Below are 22,158 nucleotides of genomic sequence, written 5' to 3'. Positions count from 1 at the left end.
CGCCCGAGGCCGTCAGAGCCAGACCGGCTCGTCCGTTCCCCAACGCCCCGGCGGGCGCGACCAGTCGGCGGGCGCCCCCTCGTACCCGATCGGCGGCAGGGCGTGGCGCAGCCGCCCGTACGGGGAGTCGACCTCGGCCAGCCGGCGGGCGGGGTCGTAGGGCTCGGACGGGCCTCCCCGCGGCGTCTCCGGTTCGATGCCGTGCAGCAGCCAGGAGGCCGTGCCGGCGAGGGAGAAGCGCAGGTGGCGGCCGCCGGGGCGGCGGGTGCGCTGGTCGGTGAGGGAGCGCAGCACGGCGGCGGCGACGAGGTAGCCGGTGCCGTGGTCGAGGGCCTGGGCGGGCAGCACGCCGGGGCGGCCGCCGGTGGCGGATCCGGTCTCGGGGGCGGCCTCGTGGGCGGCGATGCCGACACCCGCCTGGACCAGGCTGTCGAAGCCGCGCCGCCCGGCCCAGGGGCCGGTCCAGCCCCAGGCGCAGAGCTGGGCGAGGATCAGGTCCGGGCGACGGGCGAACAGCGCGTCGGGGCCGAGGCCGTGGGCGTCGAGGGAGCCGGGGCGGTACGCGGAGACGACGACGTCGGCGGTGGCGAGCAGGCCGTCGAAGACGGCGCGGTCGGCGGGCTCGGCGAGGTCGAGGCGGGTGGAGCGCTTGCCGAAACCGGTGTCGGCGTGGGCGTCGTCGGCCTCGGGCAGCCGGGGCGAGTCGACCCGCAGGACGTCGGCGCCGAGCAGGGCGAGGGTACGGGTGGCCACCGGTCCGGCGATCACGCGGCTCAGGTCGAGGACCCGGATCCCGGCGGCGGGCCGGTCCACCGGGGCCTGGCCGAGCGGGCGGACCGGCGCGGTTCCGGCGGCGGCGCCGACCTCCAGGTGCTCCACGAGGGGGTGCACGGCGCTGCTCACCGGCACGACGGCCACCGCGAGCGCTCCCGCCGCGTACGCACGCTCCTGGATCAGCTCGGCCGGCAGCCTGCCGAGCACCTCGGCGAGCTGCTCGGGCCCGGCGTCCGCGGCGAGGCCGAGGGCGGAGAGCAGCCGGGTCCGGTGGTGCGGGTAGTTGGCGTGGGTGCGCACCCAGCCGTCGGCGGTGCGCCAGAAGCCGGAGTGCGGGGCGAAGTTGACGGGCGCGCGGCCGTCGACCGTCAGGTGCCGCTCACTGACGAAGGCGGTGGCGACGGCCCCCTGGTCCACCCGGACGGCGGGGACGGACGCGGCCAGGGGCGCCGAACCGCCGGCGCGGTGGGACGCGAGCTCGGCGGCGGCCAGCGAACAGACCGCCACGGTGGCCCGGGCGAGCCGGCGCACCGGCAGCCCGGAGGGCAGGACGTCCTCCGGGCCGTGGAAGGTCACCCGCTCCAGCAACTCGGGCGGTCCGCCGAGAGCCGCCCAGGCGTGGGCGGTCGGGCGGTCGACGGCTCCGGCGGCTGCCGCCGTTCCGGTGGTTCCAGTGGCCGCGGTGGTTCCTTCTGGCAACGGGCGCTCGGTCATGCCCGGCATTGTGCTCCCGTTCTCAGGCGCTCGCTGTGACGCCCGCCACCAGCATCAACAGCACCGCCGAGACCATGGTCATCCGGCGGGCCGCCCGCGGGGTGCCGCCGAACCGACCGCCGAGCCGCCCACTGGCGTACGCGACCAGCCCGTACACCACCGCGCAGGCCAGCACGTTGAGCGAGCCGAGCGCGAGCACCTGGCCGCCGACCGGCAGGGCGGCGTCCGGGTCGACGAACTGCGGCACCAGGGACAGGTAGAGCAGCAGCCCCTTGGGGTTGAGCAGCGCGGTCAGCATGCTCTGGCGCAGCACCGTCGCGGTGGGCTGCGGCTTGGGCGCGGCGAGGGCGGCGGCGCCCCCGCTCTTGCGCAGCGCCAGCAGCATCATGACGGCCAGCACCAGCAGGTACGCGGCGCCGGTGAGGCGCAGCACGGGCAGGGCGGCCGGGACGGCGCGCAGCGCGGCGGCCAGTCCGGCGCTGGAGAGCAGCGTGTGGACGGCGTACCCGGCGCAGACCCCGCCGACCGCGATCAGCGCGGCACGGCGTCCCTGGCCGAGGCCGCGGGCGGCGATGTAGAGCCAGTCGGGGCCCGGGGTGCAGACCAGCAGGAGGTCGACTCCGAGGAAGAGGAGGAGGGCGTGGGTGTCCATGGGCGTGGGCGTGGCCTGTCGTGCTCGTCGCGGTGTGGGCCCGGCGGATCGGCCGGGGGTCGTTCCGGCGGGTCGGCCGGAGGTTGTTCCAGCGGCCTGCCGGGGTGCCCGGGGGATCTGCCGGTGTGACCCGGCAGCGGGTTCGGTCACTGAAGGTAGCCGGATCGGGCTGGCACGCGATGGCGACTTCGTGCTGGTCGGAGCGGCGTTTTGGCAGAATGTTGCGCCATGGACCGAATCGACCGCAGAATCCTCCGCGAGCTCCAGCAGGACGGGCGCCTGACCAATGCCGAGCTGGCCTCCCGGGTGGACCTCACCCCGTCCCCCTGCCTGCGCCGGGTGCGTCAACTGGAGCAGGACGGTGTGATCCGCGGCTACCGGGCGGTGCTGGACGGAGCGGCGGTCGGGCGCGGGTTCCAGCCCTTCGTGACGATCACCATGCGTCACGAGGACCAGGTGACGGTCGCCGAGTTCGAGCGCCGGGTGGCCGAGCTGCCGGAAGTGGTGGAGGCCCACCGGCTGTTCGGCGAGCCCGACTACCTGCTGCGGATCGCGGTGGCCGACATCGCCGCGTACGAACGCTTCATCACCGACGTGCTCTCCGGCCTGCCGGGCATCGCGCAGGTCAACTCGCACCTGACGATGAAGCAGGTGAAGGCCGACCGGGGGCTGCCGGTCGGCGGGTAGGGTGCGAACGGGGGCCCGCGCGGCCGCCCGTACGGGGGCAGAGCGACGCACTGCGACATGGGGGCTGAATTGCACGTGATCCGCCGTCTCGACCTGGGGTACTTCGTCCGACCGGCCACCGAAGTGGGCGGCCCGGAGCCGCGCGTGGAACCGGTGCTCGCGTACCTGGTCCGGCGTCCGGAGGGGCTGCTGCTGTTCGACACCGGGATCGGTGGCGGCGAACCGGAGACCGAGGCGCACTACCGCCCGGTCCGCCGCCCGCTGCCGGAGGCGCTCGCGGCGGCCGGGGTCGCCGTCGCCGACATCGACCTGGTGGTCAACTGCCACCTCCACTTCGACCACTGCGGCGGCAACCCGCTGTTCGCCGGCACGCCCGTCCTGGTCCAGGCGGAGGAGCTGGCCACCGCCCGGCGCGGCGGGTACACCATCGACGCGCTGGTCGACTTCCCCGGCGCCGAGTACCGCGAACTCGACGGGGAGGCCGAGGTCTGGCCGGGCGTCCGGGTGCTGCCCACCCCCGGCCACACCGGGGGCCACCAGTCGCTGCTGGTGGACCGCCCGGGCGGCGGGCCGGTCCTGCTGGCCGGGCAGGCCTACGACTTCGCCTCCGAGTACGGGCAGGCGGTGCTCGCCCGGCGGGCGGTGCGCGAGGGCGTGGCCCCGCCGCTGCCCGGGTACCGGGCCTGGCTCGACCGGGTGGCCGAGCACGGGCCGCACCGGGTGCTGTTCGCGCACGACAACGCGGTCTGGGAGCCGGCCGAGTAGCCGCCGGAGCCCCGGCTGTCCGGAGGGGACCGGGCGCTCAGGAGGTCCGGGGCGTCCGGGGCGGCCTGGACCTCCGGGGCGCCCAGGGTGGCCGGGGCAGCCGGGACATCTAGGGCGGCCGGGGCGCTCAGGAGGCTCAGAAGGTGAAGCGCAGCGAGCGGACCCGGTGGTCGAAGCTGGACGGGACGAGCTGCGGCTCGCCGACCGACCGCGCCTCGGGAAGGCGGGTGAACAGCTCGCGGAACAGCGTCGTCATCTCCTGCCGGGCCAGGTGCGCGCCGAGGCAGTAGTGCGGACCGCCGCCACCGAAGCCGAGGTGGGCGTTGGGCGTGCGGGTGATGTCGAAGACGTCGGGGTCGGGGAAGACCTCCTCGTCGCGGTTGGCCGAGCCGTAGAACAGCGCGACCTTCTCCCCCGCGCGCAGCAGCGGGCCGCCGGAGCCGCCCAGCTCGTGGTCGACGGCGAGGGTCCGGTTGAACTGGATGATCGGCGTGGCGTGGCGGACCATCTCGTCCACCGCGCCGCCGAGCCGTCCGTCGAGGTCCTCGAGCAGCAGGGCGCGCTGCTCGGGGTGGACGGTCAGCAGGTGCAGGCCGTGGGCCAGCGCGTTGCGGGTGGTCTCGACCCCGGCGACCAGCAGCAGGCTGAAGAAGGCGCCCAGCTCGCGTCCGGTGAGCCGGCGGCCGTCCACGTCGGCGGTGACCAGCGCGGAGATCAGGTCCTCCTCCGGCCGACGACGGCGACGGCGGCCGATCCCGGCGACGATGCCCTGCATCCGGGCGAGCGCCCGCAGCCCGCGCCCCGGCACCCGCAGCCGGCGGCGCAGCGGCCGGGCCACACCGATGTCCTCGGAGGTGCGGTTGACCAGGTCGAGGATGGTGCGGCGCGGCCGCTCCGGGATGCCCATCATGGTGCAGATCACCTGGAACGGGAGTTCGGCGGCGACCGCGGTCACGAAGTCCTCCGGCCGCTCCCGCTCGATCCGGTCGACCAGCTCGGTGCTGATCCGCCGGACGTCCTCCTCGACCCGGTCGAGCAGCCGCGGGGTGAACGCCCGCGAGACGATCCGGCGCAGCTGGGCGTGGCGGGGGTCGTCCAGGTTCACCATCGAGTCGCCGAACAGCAGCCGGACCCAGCGGGCCGGGACGGGGGTGGTCACACCGGGGCCGCTGAGGAAGACGGCGGGGGTGCGGCTGGCCTCGACCACGTCGGCGTGACGGACCAGGGCGTGGAAGCCGCGACCGGTGGCGCGGTCGCCGAAGAACATCGGACCGGGGCGGCGGCGCAGCTCGGCGAAGGCGGCGGCGCGGTCGGGGGCGGGCAGCTGCCAGAAGCCGGGGTCCGCGAGGTCGACGGACGCGGGCAGGGCGGCGGGCTCGGTCGGCTTCGCGGGCTCGGCCGGGGTGGCGGCCTCGGCCGACTCCGCTGCTTCAGCCGGGGTGGCGGGGTCGGCCTCGTCGGCGGGCTCGGTGGATCCGGGTGGGTCGGCCTGCTCTGCGGCCTCGGCCGGTTCAGCGGTTCCGGCCGCCTCCGCGGCTTCGGTCGGCTCTTCGGCTTCGGCCCGCTCTGCGGCTTCGGCTGGTCCGGCGACGTCGGCCGACTCGGCGGCTTCGGCCGGTCCGGCAGCTTCCTCAGCCTTGGCCGACTCCTCTGCTTCAGCCGGCTCGACGGCTTCGGCCGGTTCGACAGCTCCGGCCGGGGCGGCGGCTTCGGCCTGCTCGCCGAGTTCCTCGGCTTCGACTTCAACCACGGCCGTCGCCTGTTTCCGGCCTGTCGCCTGCTGCGGGACGGTCGGCTCCGTGGGGGCAGCGGACTTGGCATTGTCGGCAATGGGCGCCGAGGTATCCGTCGGGGTCTCCAAGGCCGGACCTCCCTGCTTCTGAACAGCGTCGTCCCGATACGCACCGTACGGGGTGGTGCACATTAAGTGAGCAATGGGGTACGTGCTGTCAAACCGCCCCGATGGTCCTACGAGCCGTTGTTCGGTTCGTCGCGTCGGGTCGGTGGGCCGAACCGGGTGGTGATCCGGCGGGCTCCGGGGGCCGGCGGCCGGGCATGGTCTCACGGCACAGAACCGGCCATGACCGGAGGGTGCGCTACGGGCCGGGCAGGGCGGGTGCGACGATGAGTGCCATCGTGATGACCGACCGGATCCGCCTGCTGCGCGCCGTGGTCTTCGCCGCGCTGTGCGTGGCGATGGCCGCCACCGCGCACGTCGCCATGGCCGGATCCGGAGTCTCTCCGACGGTGCTGGCCGGCGGGTCCGGGGCGGTCCTCGGGCTGACCTGGCTGCTCGCCGGGAAGCGGCGCGGACTCGGGGTGATCAGCCTCTGGATGGTCGTGGCGCAGACCGCGCTGCACCAGTTGTTCGAACAGGCCGCGGCGTTCTCCCGAGGGGGCGGCGGCCTCGGCCGGCTCGCCACCACGGACTGGGCCGCCCTCCTGCTCTGCAACCCCGACCGGGCGCCCGGCGGGCTCTCCCCGGTCGAACTGGCGCGGATGGCGGGCATCGACCCGGACGTCCCGCCGGCCACCGGCGGTCTGCGGCCGGCGGCCGGGACGCACCACGGGGGCTCGGGCGCGACCGCCGTGGACGCGGGCCTGCCCGGGATGACCGGGATGCCCGACGGACCGCACATGATGCCCGACGGCGCGTTGCACGGCGGCGGGTCGTACGGCGGCGGGTCGTACGGCACGGCGCAGGACCTGGTGAGCGCACCGGCGCAAGGACCGGCGCACGACATGGCGCACGGGATGTCCCACGGCATGTCACCGGGAATGGCCGCCGCCCACGTGCTCGCCGCGCTGGCGTGCGCGCTCCTGCTCTGGCGCGGCGACGCGGCGCTGGTCCGGCTCTTCGAGCTGCTCGGTGCGCTCGGCGCGGTGGTCGCGGGCGCGCTCCTGCTCCCGCTGCTGGCGCTGTTCGCGCGCCCCTTCGGCTACCGGGCCCCGGCACCGCCCCGCCCGGCCGACGACCGGGCCCGGCCGCCCCGGTCGGTGCTGCTGACGCATGCCGTGGTCCGGCGCGGGCCGCCGGCGTTCGCCCTCGCCTGCTGACGCGCCCGCCGCTGCTTCTCCCCGCCCGGCCACCTCCGGCCACCGGGACCCCGCGACGGGCAGGTCGCCCTGCCGTACGGCCGCGCCCCGCGCCGTCGTGCCGTCAGGGTGCGGGCCGTCGTCCGCCGCCGCGCCTCCCCAGGGCCGGCGTGCCGCGCGGCTGCCCATGGACGCCGACGGTGCCGCCCTGCGCGGTGCCGCTCCCCGCCTTCCCCTCGGGACCTTCCCATGCCTGACTTCGACGGCGCACCGGCTCCGGCCGGCGCCACCGTCCCGCCGTTCCCGCTCCCCCGGACGCGCCCGCCCCGCCGGGCACGCCCACCGCGCCTAGCGCTCGACGGACCGCGGTCCGTCCGGAGCACGGCCTTCGGGGCCGCCCTCGCCCAGCCGGGCCAGCAGCCGGGCCGACCACTCGGGCGAGGGCCCGTCGGTGGCGCCCGCCCGCACCCGGCCGTGCAGCTGCTCGGCCCTGGCCAGCCACTCCCGGCAGCCGGCGCAGCGCGCGACGTGCTTGTCCAGCCGTACCTCCGGCAGACCGCTCGGTTCGCCGTCGAGCCGGGCGGACAGAGCGGTACGGAACTGCGCGCATCTCATACGACCATCGTCCCGCATGGCCGTGCCGCCGGGACCGGCCGGGCGGGGGGCCGCCGTGGATGACGAGCAGCTCACCGCACTGGCGCTGACCGCCCGCTCCGGACGGGCGGCCGACGTCGAGGCCTTCGTCCGGGCGACCCAGCGGGACGTCTGGCGCTTCGTCGCCCACCTGACCGACGTGCAGTCCGCCGACGACCTCGCCCAGGAGACCTTCCTGCGCGCACTGCGCGGCCTGCCCGCGTTCGCGGGGCGCTCCTCCGCCCGCACCTGGCTGCTGTCGATCGCCCGGCGGACGGTGATCGACCGGTACCGGATGGCCGCCGCCCGGCCGCGCTGCGCGGCCCTGCCGGACTGGCAGGAGGCAGCGGAGCGGCAGGGCGGCGCACCGACGGCCGGGTTCGAGGACGGAGTCGCGCTCGGCGACCTGCTCGACCGGGTGCCCGCCCAGCGGCGCGAGGCCTTCGTGCTGACGCAGGTGGTCGGCCTGAGCTACGCCGAGGCGGCCGAGGTCGCCGGCTGCCCCGTCGGGACCGTCCGCTCCCGGGTCGCCCGGGCGCGGGAGGAGCTGGTGGCACGCCTGCGCGCCGCCGAGGCCGGGGAGCTCGCGACCGCCTGCTGAGCGGCGGGCGGGCGGCGGGCAGCGGGCAGCGGCGGACAACTGACAGCGAACAGATAACAGATTTCGAAATCTGTTATCTGTTCGCTGAAAGCTGTCGTCTGTCGTCTGTCCGTTGTCCGCTGCCAGCCGTCAGCTTCCGGCTATCGAGAAGAAATCCCCCAAGTGTTCGGAACCGGAGCCCCCTCGCCACCGACTGCTGTACCGGACCCCGCCGCCGAGGCGGCGTCCGGTACAGCAGTACGGGAGACGGAGGGACTTCATGACGGCGCAACCAACCCCGACCGCCTCATCTCTGACGGAGCGTCAGCAACCACCGGCGGACCGCTGGAGCCTGGTCGTCGCCGCCGGACTGCTGTCCTTCGTCGCGATGCTCGACATGAACGTGGTCAACCTCGCGCTCACCGACATCTCGGCCGGCCTGCACGTCTCCCCCGGGGTCGCCCAGTGGGCCGTCCTCGGGTACCAACTCCCGCTCGTCGCCCTGCTGTTGCCCGCCGGTCGCTGGCTGGACCAGGTCGGCACCCGCTCGGCCCTGCTGCTCGCGGTCGGCTGCTTCGCCCTGTGCAGCGTGCTGGCCGCCTGCGCCCCGTGGGCCGGTTGGCTGATCGCGGCCCGGCTGTTCCAGGGCGCCTTCGGGGCCGTGCTCTTCGTCCTGATGCCGGTGCTCGCCGCGACCTCCGTCCGGCCCGAGCTGCGCGGCCGGGCGATGAGCGTGCCCGCGACGCTCGGTCCGCTCGGCGCCGTCACCGGGCCGGTGATCGGCGGTCTGCTGCTGGACCACCTGGGCTGGCGGGCGATCTTCCTGGTGAAGCTGCCGGTCTGCCTGGCCGCCGCGCTGATCGTGCGGCGCCACGCCCCGCGCCGCGGCGGACTGCGGCCGCCCGACCGGTCCTCGCTCGGCGACGCCGCGCTGATCGGCGCCGCCGTGGCCGCCGTCCTGCTCGGGCTCACCCTGGCCCCGAAGTCCGCGCTGTGGCTGCTGCTCGTCCTGCCCGCCGTTCCGCTGGTGCTGCTCTGGCTGCGCCGCCCGGGCGGCCGACCGGTGGCCGAGGTGCTGCGGGCCGCCGGGACCGCCGGGGTCAACGCCTCCGTGCTGGCGCTCGCCGCCGGCTTCGCGGCCTGCCACTACCTGCTCGCCCAGCACCTGCGCGGCCCTCGGGGCGAGAGCGCCACCGCCACCGCGCTCACCATGCTGGCGTTCCCGCTCGGCATGGTGCTGGCCGGCCGGGTCGGCGGCCGGCTGGCCGACCGCTGGGGCGCCCGCCCGACCGCGCTCACCGGCGCCGCCGTCACCACCCTCGGCCTGGCCCTGCTCGTCCCGCTGGACACCGGCTGGTCCGCCCCCGAGATCGCCGCGCGACTCGCCCTCGCCGGTGCCGGGATGGGCCTCAACGGCGGCCCCACCCAGGCCCTGGTGATGTCCGCCTCCCCACCCGGGAAGCTCGCCACCGCCGGCTCCGCCGTCCAACTCGCCCGCAGCCTCGGCTTCGCGCTCGGCCCGGCCCTCGCGACCGCCACCGCCCTGGCCTGGGCCCGCGACACCACCGGGACCCGGGCCGGAATCGCCCTGGCCGCCCTCGTCGCGGCCACCGCCGTCGCGCTGCTCGCCCTGCACCGCCGCCCCAGGCCCTGACCGCCCCACCCCGCACTGCACCGCACCGCGCCGCACCCGCCCGAGCGCACCTCACCACCACCCCCTCCCCACCGAAGGACCTCCTCAGATGACCGACACGATCCCCGACCCGGCCGCCACCGACGACGCCCCGCGCTGCCCGTACGGGTACGACCGGCTGCCCTCCCCCGTCCCGCTGTACGGTCCCGCGTACAAGCGCGACCCGTACCCGCTCTACCAGCGGATGCGCGAGGTCGGGCCGGTGCACCGGGTGGAGTTCCCCAGCGGCATCCACGCCTGGCTGGTCACCGGCTACCGGGCCGCCCACGCGGCCCTCAACGACCCCCGCCTCGGGAAGAACCACACCCTCGGCAACGACAACTGGCGCCGGCTCGCGTCGATCATGCCCGAGCCCCAGCACTCGCAGCTCCAGGTCCACCTGCTCCACCAGGACCCGCCCAAGCACACCTCGATGCGCCGGCTCGTGCTCGACGCCTTCGCCCCGCGCCGGGTGGAGTCGCTGCGCCCCCGGTTCCAGGAGCTGGCCGACGCCCTGGTGGACGAGCTGCCGGAGTCCGGCGGCGCGGACCTGGTGGCCGGCTTCGCGGCCCACTACCCCTTCCGGGTGCTCGCCGAAGTCATCGGCCTGCCGCCCGAGTTGGCGGACCGCTTCGACCGGGACTGGGGCAAGGTGGTCCAGCCGGTCGGCCCGCAGGACCCCGGCCGCCCGGCGTACGAGGCCCGGCTGCGCGGCCTCCAGACGTACATCGCCGACGTCGTCGCCCGTAAGCGCGCCGACTGCCGGGAGCCCGGTTGGGCGGCGCAGGAGGACCTGCTGGGCCGGCTCGTCGCAGCCCATGACGCGGGCGAGTTGAGCCGCGCGGAGCTGGACTCGATGGTGTTCCAGCTGCTGGTCGCCGGGCAGGAGCCGGTCACCAACCAGATCACCACCATGCTGGTCACCCTGCTGCGCCACCCCGAGCAGCTCGCCCGGCTGCGCGAGGGCGTCGACGAGCCCGGCCGGCTCGCCCGGGCGGTGGAGGAACTGCTGCGCCACGACGCCGCGTTCGAGCTCACCACCTGGCGGTTCTTCGCCGAGGACAGCGACCTGTTCGGCACCACCGTCCCGGCCGGCGACTCGGTGATCGTCTCGCTCTGCGCCGCCAACCGCGACGACGCGCAGTTCCCCGAGCCCGACCGCCTCGACCTCGACCGCACGCCCAACGCCCACCTGGCCTTCGGCCACGGCATCCACTACTGCCCCGGCGCCGCGCTGGCCCGGGCCGAACTCCAGGTCGCCGTCGCCACCCTGCTCACCCGGCTGCCCGGGCTGCGTCCGGCCGAGGCGCCCGGCGACGGCCTGGCGGACCTGGCCTGGGTCCCCGCCGTCCTGGCCCGCGGGGTGAACCGGCTGCCGGTCGCCTACGACCACCGCCGCTGACCCCCGGGCGCACCGCGCCCCGGCTCCGACCGTCCGGCTCCGACCGCCCGGAGCCCGAAACCCGTACCGCACCGCCTTTCGTGGAGGACCCACCATGCCGCCCGTCGGCACCGCCCCTGCCGTCATCACCCCCGACGCCCTCACCACTAACACCACCGCCCCCGACACCGGCACCACCGCCGCCGCCCTCGCCGCCCGCGTCCTCGGCCTGCTGCTGCCGCACCGCCGCGCCGCGGACCCGGAGTTCGACGCCCGCCCGGAGCACTTCCCGCTCCAGCTGGCGCAGTTGGCGGACTTCATCGCCGCCGGCGAACCGATCGTCCTGACCCTGCCCGGCTTCCCCTGCAAGTCGCCGAACCCCGCGAAGGTGCTCGGCCACCTGCCCGACGAGGGCGAACGGCTGTCGCTGACCTTCCTCGACGGCCTGTGCGCCGAGATCGGCCGCCTGCACGCACCCGGTGCGCGCATCCTGATCTGCTCGGACGGGCACATCTTCGGCGACCTGATCAACGTCCCGGACGACCACATAGACGCCTACTCGGACGCCCTGACCGCCATGATCGCCCGCGAGGGCCTGGCCCACCTCGACACCTTCGACCTGCGGGCCGTCCTCGGCGACCTCCCGTACGACGAGAAGCGCGCCCGGGTGCACGCCCGGTACGCGCCGAGCGTCGAGGAGCTGCGCGAACAGGTGCTGACCGAGGAGGAGACCCTGCGGCTCTACCGGGGCATCACCCGCTTCCTCACCGAGGACACCGTCGGCTTCACCGGCACCCGCTCCGCCCTCCAGCGGGAGTGCCGCCGTCGCGCCTACGGCGTGATCCAGCGCAGCCGCGCCTGGGGCGAGTTGATCGCCGAATACCACCCGCGCGCCGTCCGGCTCTCCATCCACCCGCAGCCGGCCGGGGCGTCCAAGTTCGGCATCCGACTGCTGGCGGCGGCCGACTCCTGGACCACCCCCTGGCACTCCTCCGTGCTCCACCGCGCCGACGGCCGGCGGGAGTTGCTGCGCAGCGACGAGGCCGCCCGGCTCGGCCGACTGGTCCTGCGGGACGGCCGGCCGAGCCACTACGAGTGCCGCTAGGACACGGTCCCGTACGGGAAGGGACGGAACACCTAGCGCCCCGGCGTGGCGGCCTCCGCCTCCACCTCCGCCGCCGCTGCCGGGGCGCGGTGGTCGAAGGCGATCAACGGGTCGCCGGTGAGCGGGTGTTCGACCACCGCGGCCCGCACCCCGAAGACCTCGGCCAGCAGCTCGGCGGTCAGCACCTCGCGCGGCGTCCCGGAGGCCACCAGGGCGCCGCGGTGCAGGACGTGCAGCCGGTCGCAGACCGAGGCGGCGGCGTTGAGGTCGTGCAGGGCCACCAGGGTGGTGCGGCGCTGCTCCCGGAGCAGGGCGAGCAGTTCGACCTGGTGCCGGACGTCCAGGTGGTTGGTCGGCTCGTCCAGCACCAGGACGTCCGGCTGCTGGGCGAGCGCCCGGGCCAGCAGCACCCGTTGCCGTTCCCCGCCGGACAGTTGGGCGAACCGGCGGTCGGCGGCCCCTGCCATGCCGACCCGGGCCAGCGCCTCGGCCGTGATCCGGCGGTCCTCGGCGTCGTCGGCCGCGAAGGCCCGCTTGTAGGGCGTGCGGCCCATCGCGACCACCTCGCGGACGCTCAACTCGAAGTCCCCGCCGCGCTCCTGGGGCAGCGCCCCGATGTGCCGGGCGGACTCGGCGGGCCGTAGCTCCGCCAGGTCCCGCCCGGCCAGCAGCACCCGCCCGGCGCTGGGCCGCAGGTGCCGGTAGACGGTGCGCAGCAGGCTGGACTTGCCGCTGCCGTTGGGTCCGACCAGTCCGGCGATCTCCCCCTCCTCGGCGATCAGGTTGGCCCCGGCCAGCACCGTCCGGCCGGCCAGGGCGACACTCAGGTCCTCGACGGCGATCCTCAACTGCGCTCCAGTCGTCGGTCCAGCAGGTAGAGCAGGGTGGGGGCGCCGAGGACGGCGGTGACCACGCCGATCGGCAGTTCCTGGCCGTCCAGGGCGGTGCGGGCCACGGTGTCGACGACGACCAGCAGCAGCGCCCCGGTGAGCGCGGACAGCGGCAGCAGCCGCCGGTGGTCGGCGCCGACCAGCAGCCGGCACACGTGCGGCACCATCAGCCCGACGAAGCCGATCGCCCCGGAGACGGCGACCAGCACCCCGGTGAGCACACTGGTGACGACGAAGACCTCGCGGCGCAGCCGGGCGACGTCCACACCGAGCCCGGCGGCCGTCTCGTCGCCCATCAGCATCGCGTTGAGCCCCCGGGCGCGGGCCTGGAGCAGGGCCAGCCCGAGCGCCACCGCGACGGCCGGGACGACGAGTTGGGCCCAGACGGCGCCGCCGAGGCTGCCCATCAGCCAGAACAGCACGCCCCTGGTCTGCTGCTCGTCGCGGGTCTGCAGGACCAGGTAGCTGGTGATGCCGCCGAGGAACTGGGCGATGCCGATGCCCGCGAGGACCAGGCGCAGCGGGGAGAAGCCGCCACCGCGCCGGGCCATCAGCCAGACCAGCGAGAACGCGGCGAGCGCGCCGGCGAACGCCGCCAGGGAGACGGTGAGGCCGAGCGCGCTGCCGAAGGAGAGCTGGAGCCCGAGGGTGGTGCCGAGGACGATCGCGGCGACCGCGCCGAGCGAGGCCCCGGAGGAGATGCCGAGCAGGTACGGGTCGGCGAGCGGGTTGCGGACCAGGGCCTGCACGGCGGTGCCGACCAGGCCGAGCCCGGCGCCCACCACGGCCGCCAACAGGGCACGGGGGACGCGCAGTTGCCAGACGATGAGATCACGGGTGCCTGGCTCCGGGGCCCGGCCGGTGAGCCGGCGGGCGACCACCGACCAGACCTCGGCGGCCGGGACGTCCACCGAGCCGAGCGAGACGGCGGCGGTCAGCGCGAGCACCAGGGCGACGACGAGGACGGCGGCCAGCGGCCCGGCCCGCAGGATGCGGGCCGGGCGGACTTCGCCGCGCTCCTTCCGAGCGGTGGCCGACGTCACCGGCTACTGCCCGTTCTTGGCGAGGTCGGGGGCCTTGACGAGGTCAGGGTGGACGGTCGCGGCGATCTGCCGGACGGCGTCGGCGTTGCGCACCCCCGCGATGGTCGTCACCTCGGAGCCGAGCCGGACGAAGTGCCCCTCCTGGACGGCCTTCAGGCCCTGGGTCGCGGGAAAGCCCTTCAGGAAGGCCTCGGCCTCGTCGAAGGCCTTGCGGGTGGCCTCCTCGCTGCCCCGGTTGCGCACGGCCAGCTGGATCCAGTCCGGGTTCTTGGCGACCACGTCCTCCCAGGAGCCGGGCTTGAAGTCGGCGTCGCAGTCGGCGAACACGTTGCGCGCCCCGGCCTGGGTGATCACGGCGTTGGCGACCTGCCGGCCGCAGACCGCCACCGGCTGCTTGGTGCCGGCGTCGAAGTCGAAGACGAAGTAGCTCGGCCGCTGCCCCTCCGGCACGGCGGCGAGCGCGGTGCGGACCTCGCCGAGCTGCTTCTCCATCCCCGCGACCAGCTCCTCCGCCCGCGCGGCCGTGCCGGTGACGGCGCCGAGCCGGCGGACGTCCTCCTCGATCCCGGCCAGGTCGGTGCGCGGCGCCTTGGCGGCCTTCGGCGTCCCGGCGCAGGCGGTGGAGAGCAGGTACACGTGCTGGATGCCGGCCGCCGCGTACTCCTCCTCGCTCGGCCCGGTGGCGCCGCCGCCCATCATCGGCATCGCACCGAAGGTGTCCACGTAGAGGTCGGCGCCGGAGCCGAGGAGCTTCTCCTTGGGGATGCTCTTGTCCCCGAGCGCCGGCACCTTGGCGCCCTGCTCGGCGAGCGCGGCGGGCAGGGTGCCCTTGCCGGGCGGGAAGCCGGTGCCGATCACCCTTTCCCCCGCGCCGAGTCGGAGCAGCAGCTCCAGGCTGGAGGCGTTGCTGGTGACGATCCTGCCGGGCGCCTTGGCAATGGTGGTCTCCTTGCCCGCGCAGTCGGCGACCGTGACGGGGAAACCACCGCCGGCGTCGGGCCGGACGGTGACGGAGGCGCTCGACCCGCCCCCGGTCCCGCTTCCGCAGGCCGTGGCGAACAGGGCGACGGCGGCCGCGATTCCGCAGACGACACGAGGGCGCATGACAACTCTCCTGGTCGGTGATGGTGCTCGGTGACGGTCCGGGTGACCGGGCTCGGCCCTGGCACCGGGTGGTCGTACTGAGGGCCCGTGCTGCGGACCCGGACCAGGTAGTCGGACGGCCCGGGCGATGGGTTCCCGGCGGTTGGTCTCCGGCGATGCGCGGCCGGCAGCGAGTTCCCGGCAGCGGGTCTCCGGTGCCGCGCGCGGCCGGTCGCCGTCCGTACGCCCCCTCGCCGGGGGCCGGACGTAGGCTGACCGGATGGCCGACCCCACCGCCCCGCGCGACGACCTCGACCTCCCCGTCCGGCTCGGACCGCGCCCGCCCCGCCGGGTGGTCTCGCTGGTGCCGTCACTGACCGAGGCGGTCGCCGCCACCGCGCCCGGCCTGCTGGTCGGCGCCACCGACTGGTGCAGCCACCCCGCCGACCTGTCCGTCACCCGGATCGGCGGCACCAAGAACCCGGACGTCCCGCGCATCCTCGCGCTCGCGCCCGACCTCGTCCTCGCCAACGACGAGGAGAACCGGCGCCCCGACCTGGACGCGCTGCGGGCGGCCGGCGTCCCGGTCTGGGTCACCGACATCCGCACCCTGGACGACGCCTTCCGCTCCCTGCACCGGCTGCTGACCACCGCCTGCGGGCTGCCCCGGCCCGCCTGGCTGGACGAGGCGGAGGCCGCCTGGGCCTCCGTCGGAAGCGGCGGCGCGCCCCCGGAGGCCGACGGCCCCCGGACCGTCGTCCCGATCTGGCGCCGCCCCTGGATGGTCCTCGGCCGCGACACCTTCGCCGGGGACCTGCTGCGCCGCCTGGGCCTGCGACTCGTCCACGCCGCCCACCCCGAGCGCTACCCGGCCGTTCCACTGCCCGAACTGCTCGCCTGCCAGCCCGAGTTGGTGGTCCTGCCGGACGAGCCGTACCGCTTCACCGCCGAGGACGGCCCGGAGGCGTTCCCGGGCACACCGGCGGCACTGGTCAGCGGACGGCACCTGACCTGGTACGGACCGTCGCTGGTGACTGCCCCGGCCGTACTGCGGCACGCCCTCGACCACCCCCTCGGTCCGGGCGGTCCGGACGCCTCGTAGGACGACCGCCCGTGACACCTGGGGACCGGCGTACGTCGCCACAGGGCGCCCCGGAACACGACAGGGCCCGGGACGCGTGCTCGCGTCCCGGGCCCTCGGCCTGTGTGGCCGTACGTCGTCAGCCGCGCGCGGCGGCCACGGCGGCGCCCAGCGCCTCCTTGATGCGGGGGCCAAGACGGGCGAAGCCCAGCTCCTTCATGGCCGCCCGCAGCAGCTCCTCATCGGTCCGCTCGGCACCGTCGCCGTCCACCCACCGCACGACGGCGAGCAGCTCGTCGGCGGAGTAGGCGGTCACGGGGCGGCCAGGCGTGAAGTCCGGCTTCGCGGGACGGGCGTCGGCCTCGGGCTCGGCGGTGGGCGCCTCGACGGCGGCGACGGGCTCGGGCTCGGCTTCGGGCTCGACGGCGGGCTCCTCGGCGACGGCCTCGGGCTCGACGACGGGCTCCTCGACAACGCTCTCGGGCTCGGCCTCAACCACAGCCTCGGCCTCAACGGCAGTCACGGCGGCCGACTCCTCGACGGCGGGCTCCACCACAACGGCCTCGGCCTCGACCACAGGCTCGACCTCGGCCTCGACCGTCTCCGCCTCAACGGCAGGCACGGTGGCCGGCGCCTCGGCCACGGGCTCCACCACAACGGCCTCGACGACCACCTCGACCGTAACCTCAGCGACGACCGCCTCGACCTCAACCGCAGGCTCATCAGCCTCCACGGCCGACGCCTCGACAGCGGGCTCCACCGCAACGGCCTCGGGCTCGGCCTCGACAACCGGCTCGGCCACAACCTCGGCCTCGACGGCAATCTCAGCGGCCTCGACAACCGGCTCCTCGACCGCGACCTCGACCGCGGTCTCCTTGGCCTCGTCAGCCTCAGCGAGCGGGGCGGCCTCCGGCTCCGTGTCCACCGTCGTCTCGTCCGCGGCCGCGGCCTCGGCCAGGGCGGCGGTCGCGGCAGCCACCAGGTCGTCGGCTGCCGGGGAGGGCGCCGGGAGGGAGACCACAGCGGCCGAGGTCTCCTCCTCGGCCTGCGCCGCCTCCGGGTCGTCGTCAGCGGCAACCGCGGCCGACGCCGAGTCGGCCTCGATCTCGACCTGGGCCTTGGTCTCTTCCTCGGTCTCTTCCTCGGTCTCGACCTCGGCAGTCGCAGTCGCCGCAGCGGTCTCCTCGGCGTCCTCCACCGGAGCCGTCACCGCGGCCGGGGCCTCTTCCACGAGCCCGTCCCGCTGTCCACCGGCCAGCGCCTGCAGGGCAGCCGCCTCGGCGTCGGCCCGGTCGGTCGGCTCCTCGGTCCCGGACTCCTCGGCCGTAGCCTCCTCCGCACCGGTCGCACCGTCGACATCCGCATCGGCATCGGCATCGGCCTCAGCATCGGCCTCGGCCACAGCACCGGCAGCGTCCTCGGCACCCGGCTCCTCGACCGGCGCCGCCTCGACAGCAGCGGCGCTCTTCTCCGCCAGCCCGTCCCGCTGCCCGCTCGCCAGCGCCTGGCGGGCCGTGTACGCGGCCTCGGCGGCGCGGCGGTCGGCCTTGGCGGTGGCGAGTTCGGCGAGCAGGTCGGCGAGGCCGGCCTCCTCGAGGCCGGCGCGCAGGCCGCGGATGGTGGGCAGGCGGTAGAGGGTGCCCTCGTCGGCGGCGAGGCGCTCGACCAGGTCGATCAGCTCGGCGAAGGGCAGCCCGTCGAGGTCGTGGTCGGGCAGCAGGCGAGCGAGGCCGCGCAGGCCGGTGTTGATCGTCTCGAAGGCCTGGGCGGTGCGGTCGACCAGGGCGCCGTCGGTGGGCACACGCGGGAGGGTGCCGGCCGGGGCGAGCGCGGCCCAGGCGCGGCGCTCGATCTCGGCGGAGGTGAGGGCCTCGTGCAGGTCCTCGCGGCGGATGCGGCGGTCGGTGGCGAGCGCGACGGCCTGCTTGCGCAGCGAGCGGCCGCGCAGCCAGGAGAGCTTGACGCCGTTCTCGCGGCGCCAGGTGCTGTCGGCGGTGGCGGCGGCGAGGGCGCCGAGGTCGGCGTCGTACGCGGCGGGGAAGAGGGCCGCGGAGGTGCGGTGCACCCGCTGGAGCATCTCGACCAGCAGCGCGGTCTTGGCGACGGTGTCGGGCTCGTCCAGCTTGGTGTCGGCGGCGAGGGAGAGGACGGCCTCCCAGGTCTGCTGGAGGTCGCTGCCGCGCAGTTCGGCGAGGGCCGTGGAGGCCGCGCGGGCGTCCTCGGGGGTGGCGACGGTGTCGACGGCCGCGTACCAGGCGTGGGTCTCGGCGGTGAGCGTGAAGGCCCCGAGCTCGGCGTAGCGGCCGAGGTCCTCGCGGAGGTCGGGCTCCGCGGCGGCGTCCTGGGGGTCCTTGACGTCTGCGGCGTCGGCGACGTCCGCCGGGTCGGCTGCGTCGGCGTTGCGCGAGTGAAGCACTGTCATGTGAGGTCCGGTTCTGGGCGTCGACGGCGGGGCTGGCGGCGAGGGGGCGGCGGACCGGGTGCGCGGGGTCGCCCCTGGGGCGGGGCTAGGGGGCGCGCGGTCGGGCTGCCGGTGTGGACGCCCAGAATACGGGTGCCCGTTCGAGCCTTGCACGCACCCACCGCCCGGACGGGCGGGTGTCGTGTGCCATACCGCCCGCCTGGCCGCCACTCGGGCGGTCCGACCGGGTGGTCCGGCGCCGCTCCGGAGCTGGTCCGGAAGTGGCCCGGCATTGGTCCGGACGGGTGTCTCCGCTGCTCACGGCTCCACACCGCCGGCCCTCATCCCGCGTCCTCCCGCCGCTCTCCGCCGGAGGGCCCGGGCCGCCGGTCCGGCCGCATGTCCCGTCGCCTGCCGGGCCGACGGAACCGCTCCAGCGGCACCTCCCGTACGCCGCGTCCCCGTGCCGGTCCCCGTCGGCCGAGCGGCGGCCGGTACCCGGCCCGGCCGACGGCGTGCAGATCGACCGGAGCGAGGTACTCACCGAGCGCGGTGCGGTGCCACCACGCGCCGGTTTCCCGCAGTTCGCGCCAATCGGTGAACCGGTAGAGGTAGAGGGTCGCCCGGACGTGGGTCGGCGGGGCGTCCGGGAACGGGTTGTGGCGCAGCAGGCGCAGGGTGGCCCGGTCGCCGGACAGCAGGCGGGTGACGAAGGGCAGGAACCAGGGGCGGGCGTAGGCGGGCGAGATGCCGGCGAACCACATCAGCCAGTCGAGCCGCAGGTGGTAGGGCGCGAACTGGCGCGGGAGCCGGCGGACATCGCCCGGCTTGCCCTTGAAGCCGTACTCGCGCCAGACGGTGTGCGGGGTGAGCACGGCCTCGTCGGTGCCCTCGACCACCACCTCCTGGCGGAGCCGGTTGACGCTGCCGAAGGCGCCGTAGGTGTTGACGAGGTGGAGCCGGTTGAAGGAGCGGTTCATGGCCTGGGCGCGGGAGAGCATGTTGCGCACCGGCCAGTAGCTGAGCACCACGACGGTGGTGGTCAACGCGATCACGAGCGCCTCGTACCAGAGCGGCGCGCCGGGGTAGGCGCGGGCGTGGACGGGCAGGCCCAGGCGGGCCGGCTGCACGGCGGCGAGGACGAGGACGATGGTCAGCCAGTTGAGCCAGGCGAAGTTGCCGGAGGCGACCAGCCAGAACTGGGTGACGAGGACGGCGCAGGCCGCGTAGCTCGCGATCGGCTGCGGCAGCAGCAGGCCCACCGGTACGACGAGTTGGACGAAATGATTGGCGGCGGCCTCCACGCGGTGGACCGGGGCGGGCAGGTGGTGGAAGAACCAGCTGAGCGGTCCGGGCATCGGCTGGGTCTCGTGATGGAACCGGAGACAGGTCAGGTCCCGCCAGCAGCTGTCGCCGCGCAGCTTGATCAGTCCGGCGCCGAACTCGACCCGGAAGACCAGCCAGCGCATCAACCACAGCACCAGGGTGGGCGGGGCGGTGTCGGCGTTGCCCAGGAAGGCCGCGAGGAAGCCGGCTTCGAGCAGCAGGGACTCCCAGCCGAAGGAGTACCAGGTCTGCCCGACGTTGACGATGGAGAGGTAGAGGACCCAGAGCACCGCCCACAGCAGGACGGACGCCCAGAGCGGGACGGCGTCGGCGAGCCCGCCCACCACCGCGGCGGCGAGGGCTGCGCCGCTCCAGGCGACGGCGGCGAAGAACCGGTCGCTGTAGTGGAGGTGGAACAGGCCGGGGGATCGGCGGAACGGGACCCTGGCGGTGAACCGGGGCACCGGCAGCATGCCGTCGGCGCCGATCAGGGCGCGGAACTGCGCGGCGGCGGCCAGGAATCCGATCAGGTAGAGGGCGGCGAGCAGGCGTTGGACGAGCAGCCGGCTCAGCCAGTAGTCGGGGGCGGCGAACCAGTCCATGCGGCCCATGCCTACCACCCGGCACCCCGGGCGCGGGCCCGGTCGGGGCGGCGGAGCGGGGACGGTTCACCCGCTCGGCCCGGCGGAATCCCGGGGGGATCCCGTGGGCATCCCGGCGAACCCCCGATACCGGACGGGCCCGGGCGGTACCGCGCCGACACCATCGGCACCGCACCGACACCGTGGCGGGGTCCTCTCCACGGGGGTGAGAGGCGCCCCACCACGGCGGTGGGCGGTCCGCACCGGCCGGGGTTCAGCCGGGCAGGACGGGACCGGCCTCGCCCGCGATGGCCGATCGTCCGGGCACGGAGCCGCCGCTCTGCTGGAGCCGGTCGACGAGCAGGGCGGCCAGCGTGCCGAGTTCTTCCTCGGTGCGGGACTGGGCGGTGATGTCCATGCCGACGGTGAGGACGCCGTTGATCCGGCCGGTGAGCGCGGCCCGCAGCGGGGTGCAGGTGAAGCTGAAGACCTGCCGGCCGCGCTGGGCGTCCGGGCGGGCGGCCTGCATCCGGACGTTGTCGAGGACGGCGGTGCGACCGGTGCGGTACGCCTCCACGACGGTCTGTTCGAGGCCCGCCGCGCCGAGCTGCGGGTACGCGGCGCCGATCGTCCCGTACGCCGTCGGCGCGCCGAAGGTGTCGGCGTGCTGGGCGTTGGCGTAGCGGATCTCCTGGCCCGGGCCCTCGGTGAGCAGGATGGGGTACGGCGAGCCGTCGAAGGCGGCGAACATCTCCTGGCGCTGGGCGAGCAGGCTGTCGCGCAGCCGGATCTCGGAGAGCAGCGCCTCGGCGAGGTGCTGGATGTCGCGCAGCCGCTCGCGCCCCCACTGCCGGGGTTCCCGGTCGAGCACGCAGACGGTGCCGATGACGGTGTTGGTGTCGTCGACGAGCGGGGCGCCGAGGTAGGCGCGGACGCCGAGTTCGTCCACCACCGGGTTCCCCGCGAACCGGGGGTAGGCGAGGATGTCGTCGAGGGCGAGGGGGGAGCGCTGGGCGACCACGTGCGGGCAGAAGCCGTGGCTCAGCGGCATCTCGCGGGTGGGGAGGTCGAAGGCGATGCCGCGTTCCGCCCAGGACGATCCGTCCTCGGCCGCGGCGTCGGCCGAACTTGGCGGAATGTAGAGCCCCCGGAACATCTGGCGTTCGTCGTTGATGAAGTTGACCATCGCAATGGGAGCGCGCGTGATACTGGCTGCCAGGTGGGCGAAGCGGTCGAAGGCCTCGTCCGCGGACGGGTCGTTGAGCCCAAGGCCGCGCAGCCTGCGGGTTCGCGCGGACTCCCCGGAGGCACCCGGGAACTGGCCTTGAGTGCTCATCACATCTGTCATGGCGCACATGTAACCAGACATCAGAACGCCCGGGCGGGTCCGATCGACCGTTCTTCAGTCCTGCCGATGTCCTTCCGGAGTCCTTCCAGCGCCCGGCCGGAGCCGCACCGGAGCCTTGCCGATGGCTCGTCAAAACCGCATGTGGACGACCGGTCGACGGACCGTCACGGAAGCGAAGATCGATTCCCGCCCGGCGCCCGGACGAAACCCCTCCCGACGGGGACGGGCCGAATCGCGCCAATCCAAGATCGACTCTGGGATGCCCCGGTACCCCATACAACAATGAGCCCTGCCGAAGACACGGACGGTTCCCGTCACCGGGACACCGCCCGGTGACGCATGCGCCGATCGCACCGGGGCGACCGGCCGACACCCCCGCACACCCACCGCCCCCCGTAGGGGTCGC

At 75.1% G+C, this 22,158-nt stretch carries 18 protein-coding genes; 8 read left to right on the top strand and 10 right to left on the bottom strand.

The annotated features are described in order from the left end of the window. Window positions 1–12: 12 nt before the first annotated feature. Together ACFY4B_RS06005 and ACFY4B_RS06000 are read right to left on the bottom strand one after the other, a co-directional pair. Complete coding sequence (locus ACFY4B_RS06005) at window positions 13–1,488, bottom strand: CoA transferase (protein WP_387966643.1); 1,476 nt, start codon at window positions 1,486–1,488, stop codon at window positions 13–15. A gap of 22 nt (window positions 1,489–1,510) precedes the next feature. Then, window positions 1,511–2,140 (bottom strand): LysE family translocator, encoded by a 630-nt coding sequence (locus ACFY4B_RS06000; RefSeq protein WP_387966642.1) that lies wholly within the window; start codon window positions 2,138–2,140, stop codon window positions 1,511–1,513. Between the two features lie 228 nt (window positions 2,141–2,368). Here ACFY4B_RS06000 and ACFY4B_RS05995 point away from each other — a divergent pair, with 228 nt between their 5' ends. Together ACFY4B_RS05995 and ACFY4B_RS05990 are read left to right on the top strand one after the other, a co-directional pair. After that, the gene (locus ACFY4B_RS05995; protein WP_049652743.1) at window positions 2,369–2,827 is read left to right on the top strand and encodes an Lrp/AsnC family transcriptional regulator; all 459 of its coding nucleotides are present in this window, start codon (window positions 2,369–2,371) and stop codon (window positions 2,825–2,827) included. Between the two features lie 57 nt (window positions 2,828–2,884). Then, window positions 2,885–3,592, top strand: coding sequence for an N-acyl homoserine lactonase family protein (locus ACFY4B_RS05990; protein WP_049652745.1), 708 nt, complete (start codon window positions 2,885–2,887; stop codon window positions 3,590–3,592). A gap of 136 nt (window positions 3,593–3,728) precedes the next feature. Here ACFY4B_RS05990 and ACFY4B_RS05985 read toward each other — a convergent pair whose 3' ends face one another. Next, complete coding sequence (locus tag ACFY4B_RS05985) at window positions 3,729–4,958, bottom strand: cytochrome P450 (protein WP_387966747.1); 1,230 nt, start codon at window positions 4,956–4,958, stop codon at window positions 3,729–3,731. A gap of 758 nt (window positions 4,959–5,716) precedes the next feature. Here ACFY4B_RS05985 and ACFY4B_RS05980 point away from each other — a divergent pair. Next, window positions 5,717–6,649, top strand: coding sequence for a hypothetical protein (locus tag ACFY4B_RS05980; protein WP_387966641.1), 933 nt, complete (start codon window positions 5,717–5,719; stop codon window positions 6,647–6,649). Between the two features lie 327 nt (window positions 6,650–6,976). Here ACFY4B_RS05980 and ACFY4B_RS05975 read toward each other — a convergent pair whose 3' ends face one another. Beyond that, a complete protein-coding gene (locus tag ACFY4B_RS05975) occupies window positions 6,977–7,243 on the bottom strand; it encodes a zf-HC2 domain-containing protein (RefSeq protein ID WP_387966640.1) in 267 nt (88 codons plus the stop codon). 16 nt (window positions 7,244–7,259) lie between these two features. On the opposite strand from ACFY4B_RS05975, the gene ACFY4B_RS05970 reads away from it, so the two are divergent. The 4 genes from ACFY4B_RS05970 to ACFY4B_RS05955 all read left to right on the top strand — a co-directional run bounded on the left by ACFY4B_RS05970 (window position 7,260) and on the right by ACFY4B_RS05955 (window position 11,999). Continuing rightward, window positions 7,260–7,862, top strand: a complete 603-nt coding sequence (locus ACFY4B_RS05970; protein ID WP_117490806.1) for a sigma-70 family RNA polymerase sigma factor — start codon at window positions 7,260–7,262, stop codon at window positions 7,860–7,862. A gap of 259 nt (window positions 7,863–8,121) precedes the next feature. After that, window positions 8,122–9,495 carry an MFS transporter gene (locus ACFY4B_RS05965; RefSeq protein ID WP_387966639.1) on the top strand — a complete coding sequence of 458 codons (1,374 nt, stop codon included), beginning with the start codon at window positions 8,122–8,124 and terminating at the stop codon, window positions 9,493–9,495. 88 nt (window positions 9,496–9,583) lie between these two features. Continuing rightward, entirely contained in the window at window positions 9,584–10,915 is a 1,332-nt protein-coding gene (locus ACFY4B_RS05960; RefSeq protein WP_387966638.1) for a cytochrome P450, read from the top strand. Between the two features lie 94 nt (window positions 10,916–11,009). Further along, window positions 11,010–11,999 (top strand): L-tyrosine/L-tryptophan isonitrile synthase family protein, encoded by a 990-nt coding sequence (locus ACFY4B_RS05955; RefSeq protein ID WP_387966637.1) that lies wholly within the window; start codon window positions 11,010–11,012, stop codon window positions 11,997–11,999. Window positions 12,000–12,031: 32 nt separating this feature from the next. On the opposite strand, the gene ACFY4B_RS05950 is transcribed toward ACFY4B_RS05955, so the two are convergent. The 3 genes from ACFY4B_RS05950 to ACFY4B_RS05940 are packed head-to-tail and all read right to left on the bottom strand — an operon-like array spanning window position 12,032 to window position 15,036. Next, window positions 12,032–12,847, bottom strand: a complete 816-nt coding sequence (locus ACFY4B_RS05950; protein WP_387966636.1) for an ABC transporter ATP-binding protein — start codon at window positions 12,845–12,847, stop codon at window positions 12,032–12,034. Continuing rightward, window positions 12,844–13,932: a FecCD family ABC transporter permease gene (locus ACFY4B_RS05945; protein WP_387966635.1), complete on the bottom strand. Its 1,089-nt coding sequence runs from the start codon at window positions 13,930–13,932 to the stop codon at window positions 12,844–12,846. Before ACFY4B_RS05945 ends, ACFY4B_RS05950 begins: the two co-directional genes overlap by 4 nt. A 3-nt stretch (window positions 13,933–13,935) precedes the next feature. Beyond that, complete coding sequence (locus ACFY4B_RS05940) at window positions 13,936–15,036, bottom strand: ABC transporter substrate-binding protein (protein ID WP_387966634.1); 1,101 nt, start codon at window positions 15,034–15,036, stop codon at window positions 13,936–13,938. 259 nt (window positions 15,037–15,295) lie between these two features. Between ACFY4B_RS05940 and ACFY4B_RS05935 the strand changes: the two genes are divergently transcribed. After that, window positions 15,296–16,117: a helical backbone metal receptor gene (locus ACFY4B_RS05935; RefSeq protein WP_387966633.1), complete on the top strand. Its 822-nt coding sequence runs from the start codon at window positions 15,296–15,298 to the stop codon at window positions 16,115–16,117. A 118-nt stretch (window positions 16,118–16,235) separates the two neighbouring features. Here ACFY4B_RS05935 and ACFY4B_RS05930 read toward each other — a convergent pair whose 3' ends face one another. The 3 genes from ACFY4B_RS05930 to ACFY4B_RS05920 form a co-directional block, all read right to left on the bottom strand. Next, window positions 16,236–18,518 (bottom strand): hypothetical protein, encoded by a 2,283-nt coding sequence (locus ACFY4B_RS05930; protein ID WP_387966632.1) that lies wholly within the window; start codon window positions 18,516–18,518, stop codon window positions 16,236–16,238. A gap of 320 nt (window positions 18,519–18,838) precedes the next feature. Beyond that, window positions 18,839–20,425, bottom strand: a complete 1,587-nt coding sequence (locus tag ACFY4B_RS05925) for a lipase maturation factor family protein (protein WP_387966746.1) — start codon at window positions 20,423–20,425, stop codon at window positions 18,839–18,841. Between the two features lie 253 nt (window positions 20,426–20,678). Beyond that, a complete protein-coding gene (locus ACFY4B_RS05920) occupies window positions 20,679–21,752 on the bottom strand; it encodes a GAF domain-containing protein (protein ID WP_079272425.1) in 1,074 nt (357 codons plus the stop codon). Window positions 21,753–22,158: the final 406 nt, after the last annotated feature.

Origin of the sequence: Kitasatospora sp. NPDC001261 (genome assembly GCF_042896795.1) — a bacterium.
Lineage (GTDB): Bacteria > Actinomycetota > Actinomycetes > Streptomycetales > Streptomycetaceae > Kitasatospora.
Note: the sequence above shows the minus strand (reverse complement) of the source record. Positions and strands in the feature narration are given on the sequence as shown.

Coding starts and splice junctions, on each gene's coding strand:
- ACFY4B_RS05940 (WP_387966634.1), bottom strand. CDS start 15,036: ATGCGCCCTCGTGTCGTCTGCGGAATCGCGGCCGCCGTCGCCCTGTTC.
- ACFY4B_RS05920 (WP_079272425.1), bottom strand. CDS start 21,752: ATGACAGATGTGATGAGCACTCAAGGCCAGTTCCCGGGTGCCTCCGGG.
- ACFY4B_RS05975 (WP_387966640.1), bottom strand. CDS start 7,243: ATGAGATGCGCGCAGTTCCGTACCGCTCTGTCCGCCCGGCTCGACGGC.
- ACFY4B_RS05955 (WP_387966637.1), top strand. CDS start 11,010: ATGCCGCCCGTCGGCACCGCCCCTGCCGTCATCACCCCCGACGCCCTC.
- ACFY4B_RS05980 (WP_387966641.1), top strand. CDS start 5,717: ATGAGTGCCATCGTGATGACCGACCGGATCCGCCTGCTGCGCGCCGTG.
- ACFY4B_RS05965 (WP_387966639.1), top strand. CDS start 8,122: ATGACGGCGCAACCAACCCCGACCGCCTCATCTCTGACGGAGCGTCAG.
- ACFY4B_RS05960 (WP_387966638.1), top strand. CDS start 9,584: ATGACCGACACGATCCCCGACCCGGCCGCCACCGACGACGCCCCGCGC.
- ACFY4B_RS05925 (WP_387966746.1), bottom strand. CDS start 20,425: ATGGACTGGTTCGCCGCCCCCGACTACTGGCTGAGCCGGCTGCTCGTC.
- ACFY4B_RS06005 (WP_387966643.1), bottom strand. CDS start 1,488: ATGACCGAGCGCCCGTTGCCAGAAGGAACCACCGCGGCCACTGGAACC.
- ACFY4B_RS05970 (WP_117490806.1), top strand. CDS start 7,260: ATGGCCGTGCCGCCGGGACCGGCCGGGCGGGGGGCCGCCGTGGATGAC.
- ACFY4B_RS06000 (WP_387966642.1), bottom strand. CDS start 2,140: ATGGACACCCACGCCCTCCTCCTCTTCCTCGGAGTCGACCTCCTGCTG.
- ACFY4B_RS05935 (WP_387966633.1), top strand. CDS start 15,296: ATGGCCGACCCCACCGCCCCGCGCGACGACCTCGACCTCCCCGTCCGG.
- ACFY4B_RS05930 (WP_387966632.1), bottom strand. CDS start 18,518: ATGACAGTGCTTCACTCGCGCAACGCCGACGCAGCCGACCCGGCGGAC.
- ACFY4B_RS05995 (WP_049652743.1), top strand. CDS start 2,369: ATGGACCGAATCGACCGCAGAATCCTCCGCGAGCTCCAGCAGGACGGG.
- ACFY4B_RS05990 (WP_049652745.1), top strand. CDS start 2,885: ATGGGGGCTGAATTGCACGTGATCCGCCGTCTCGACCTGGGGTACTTC.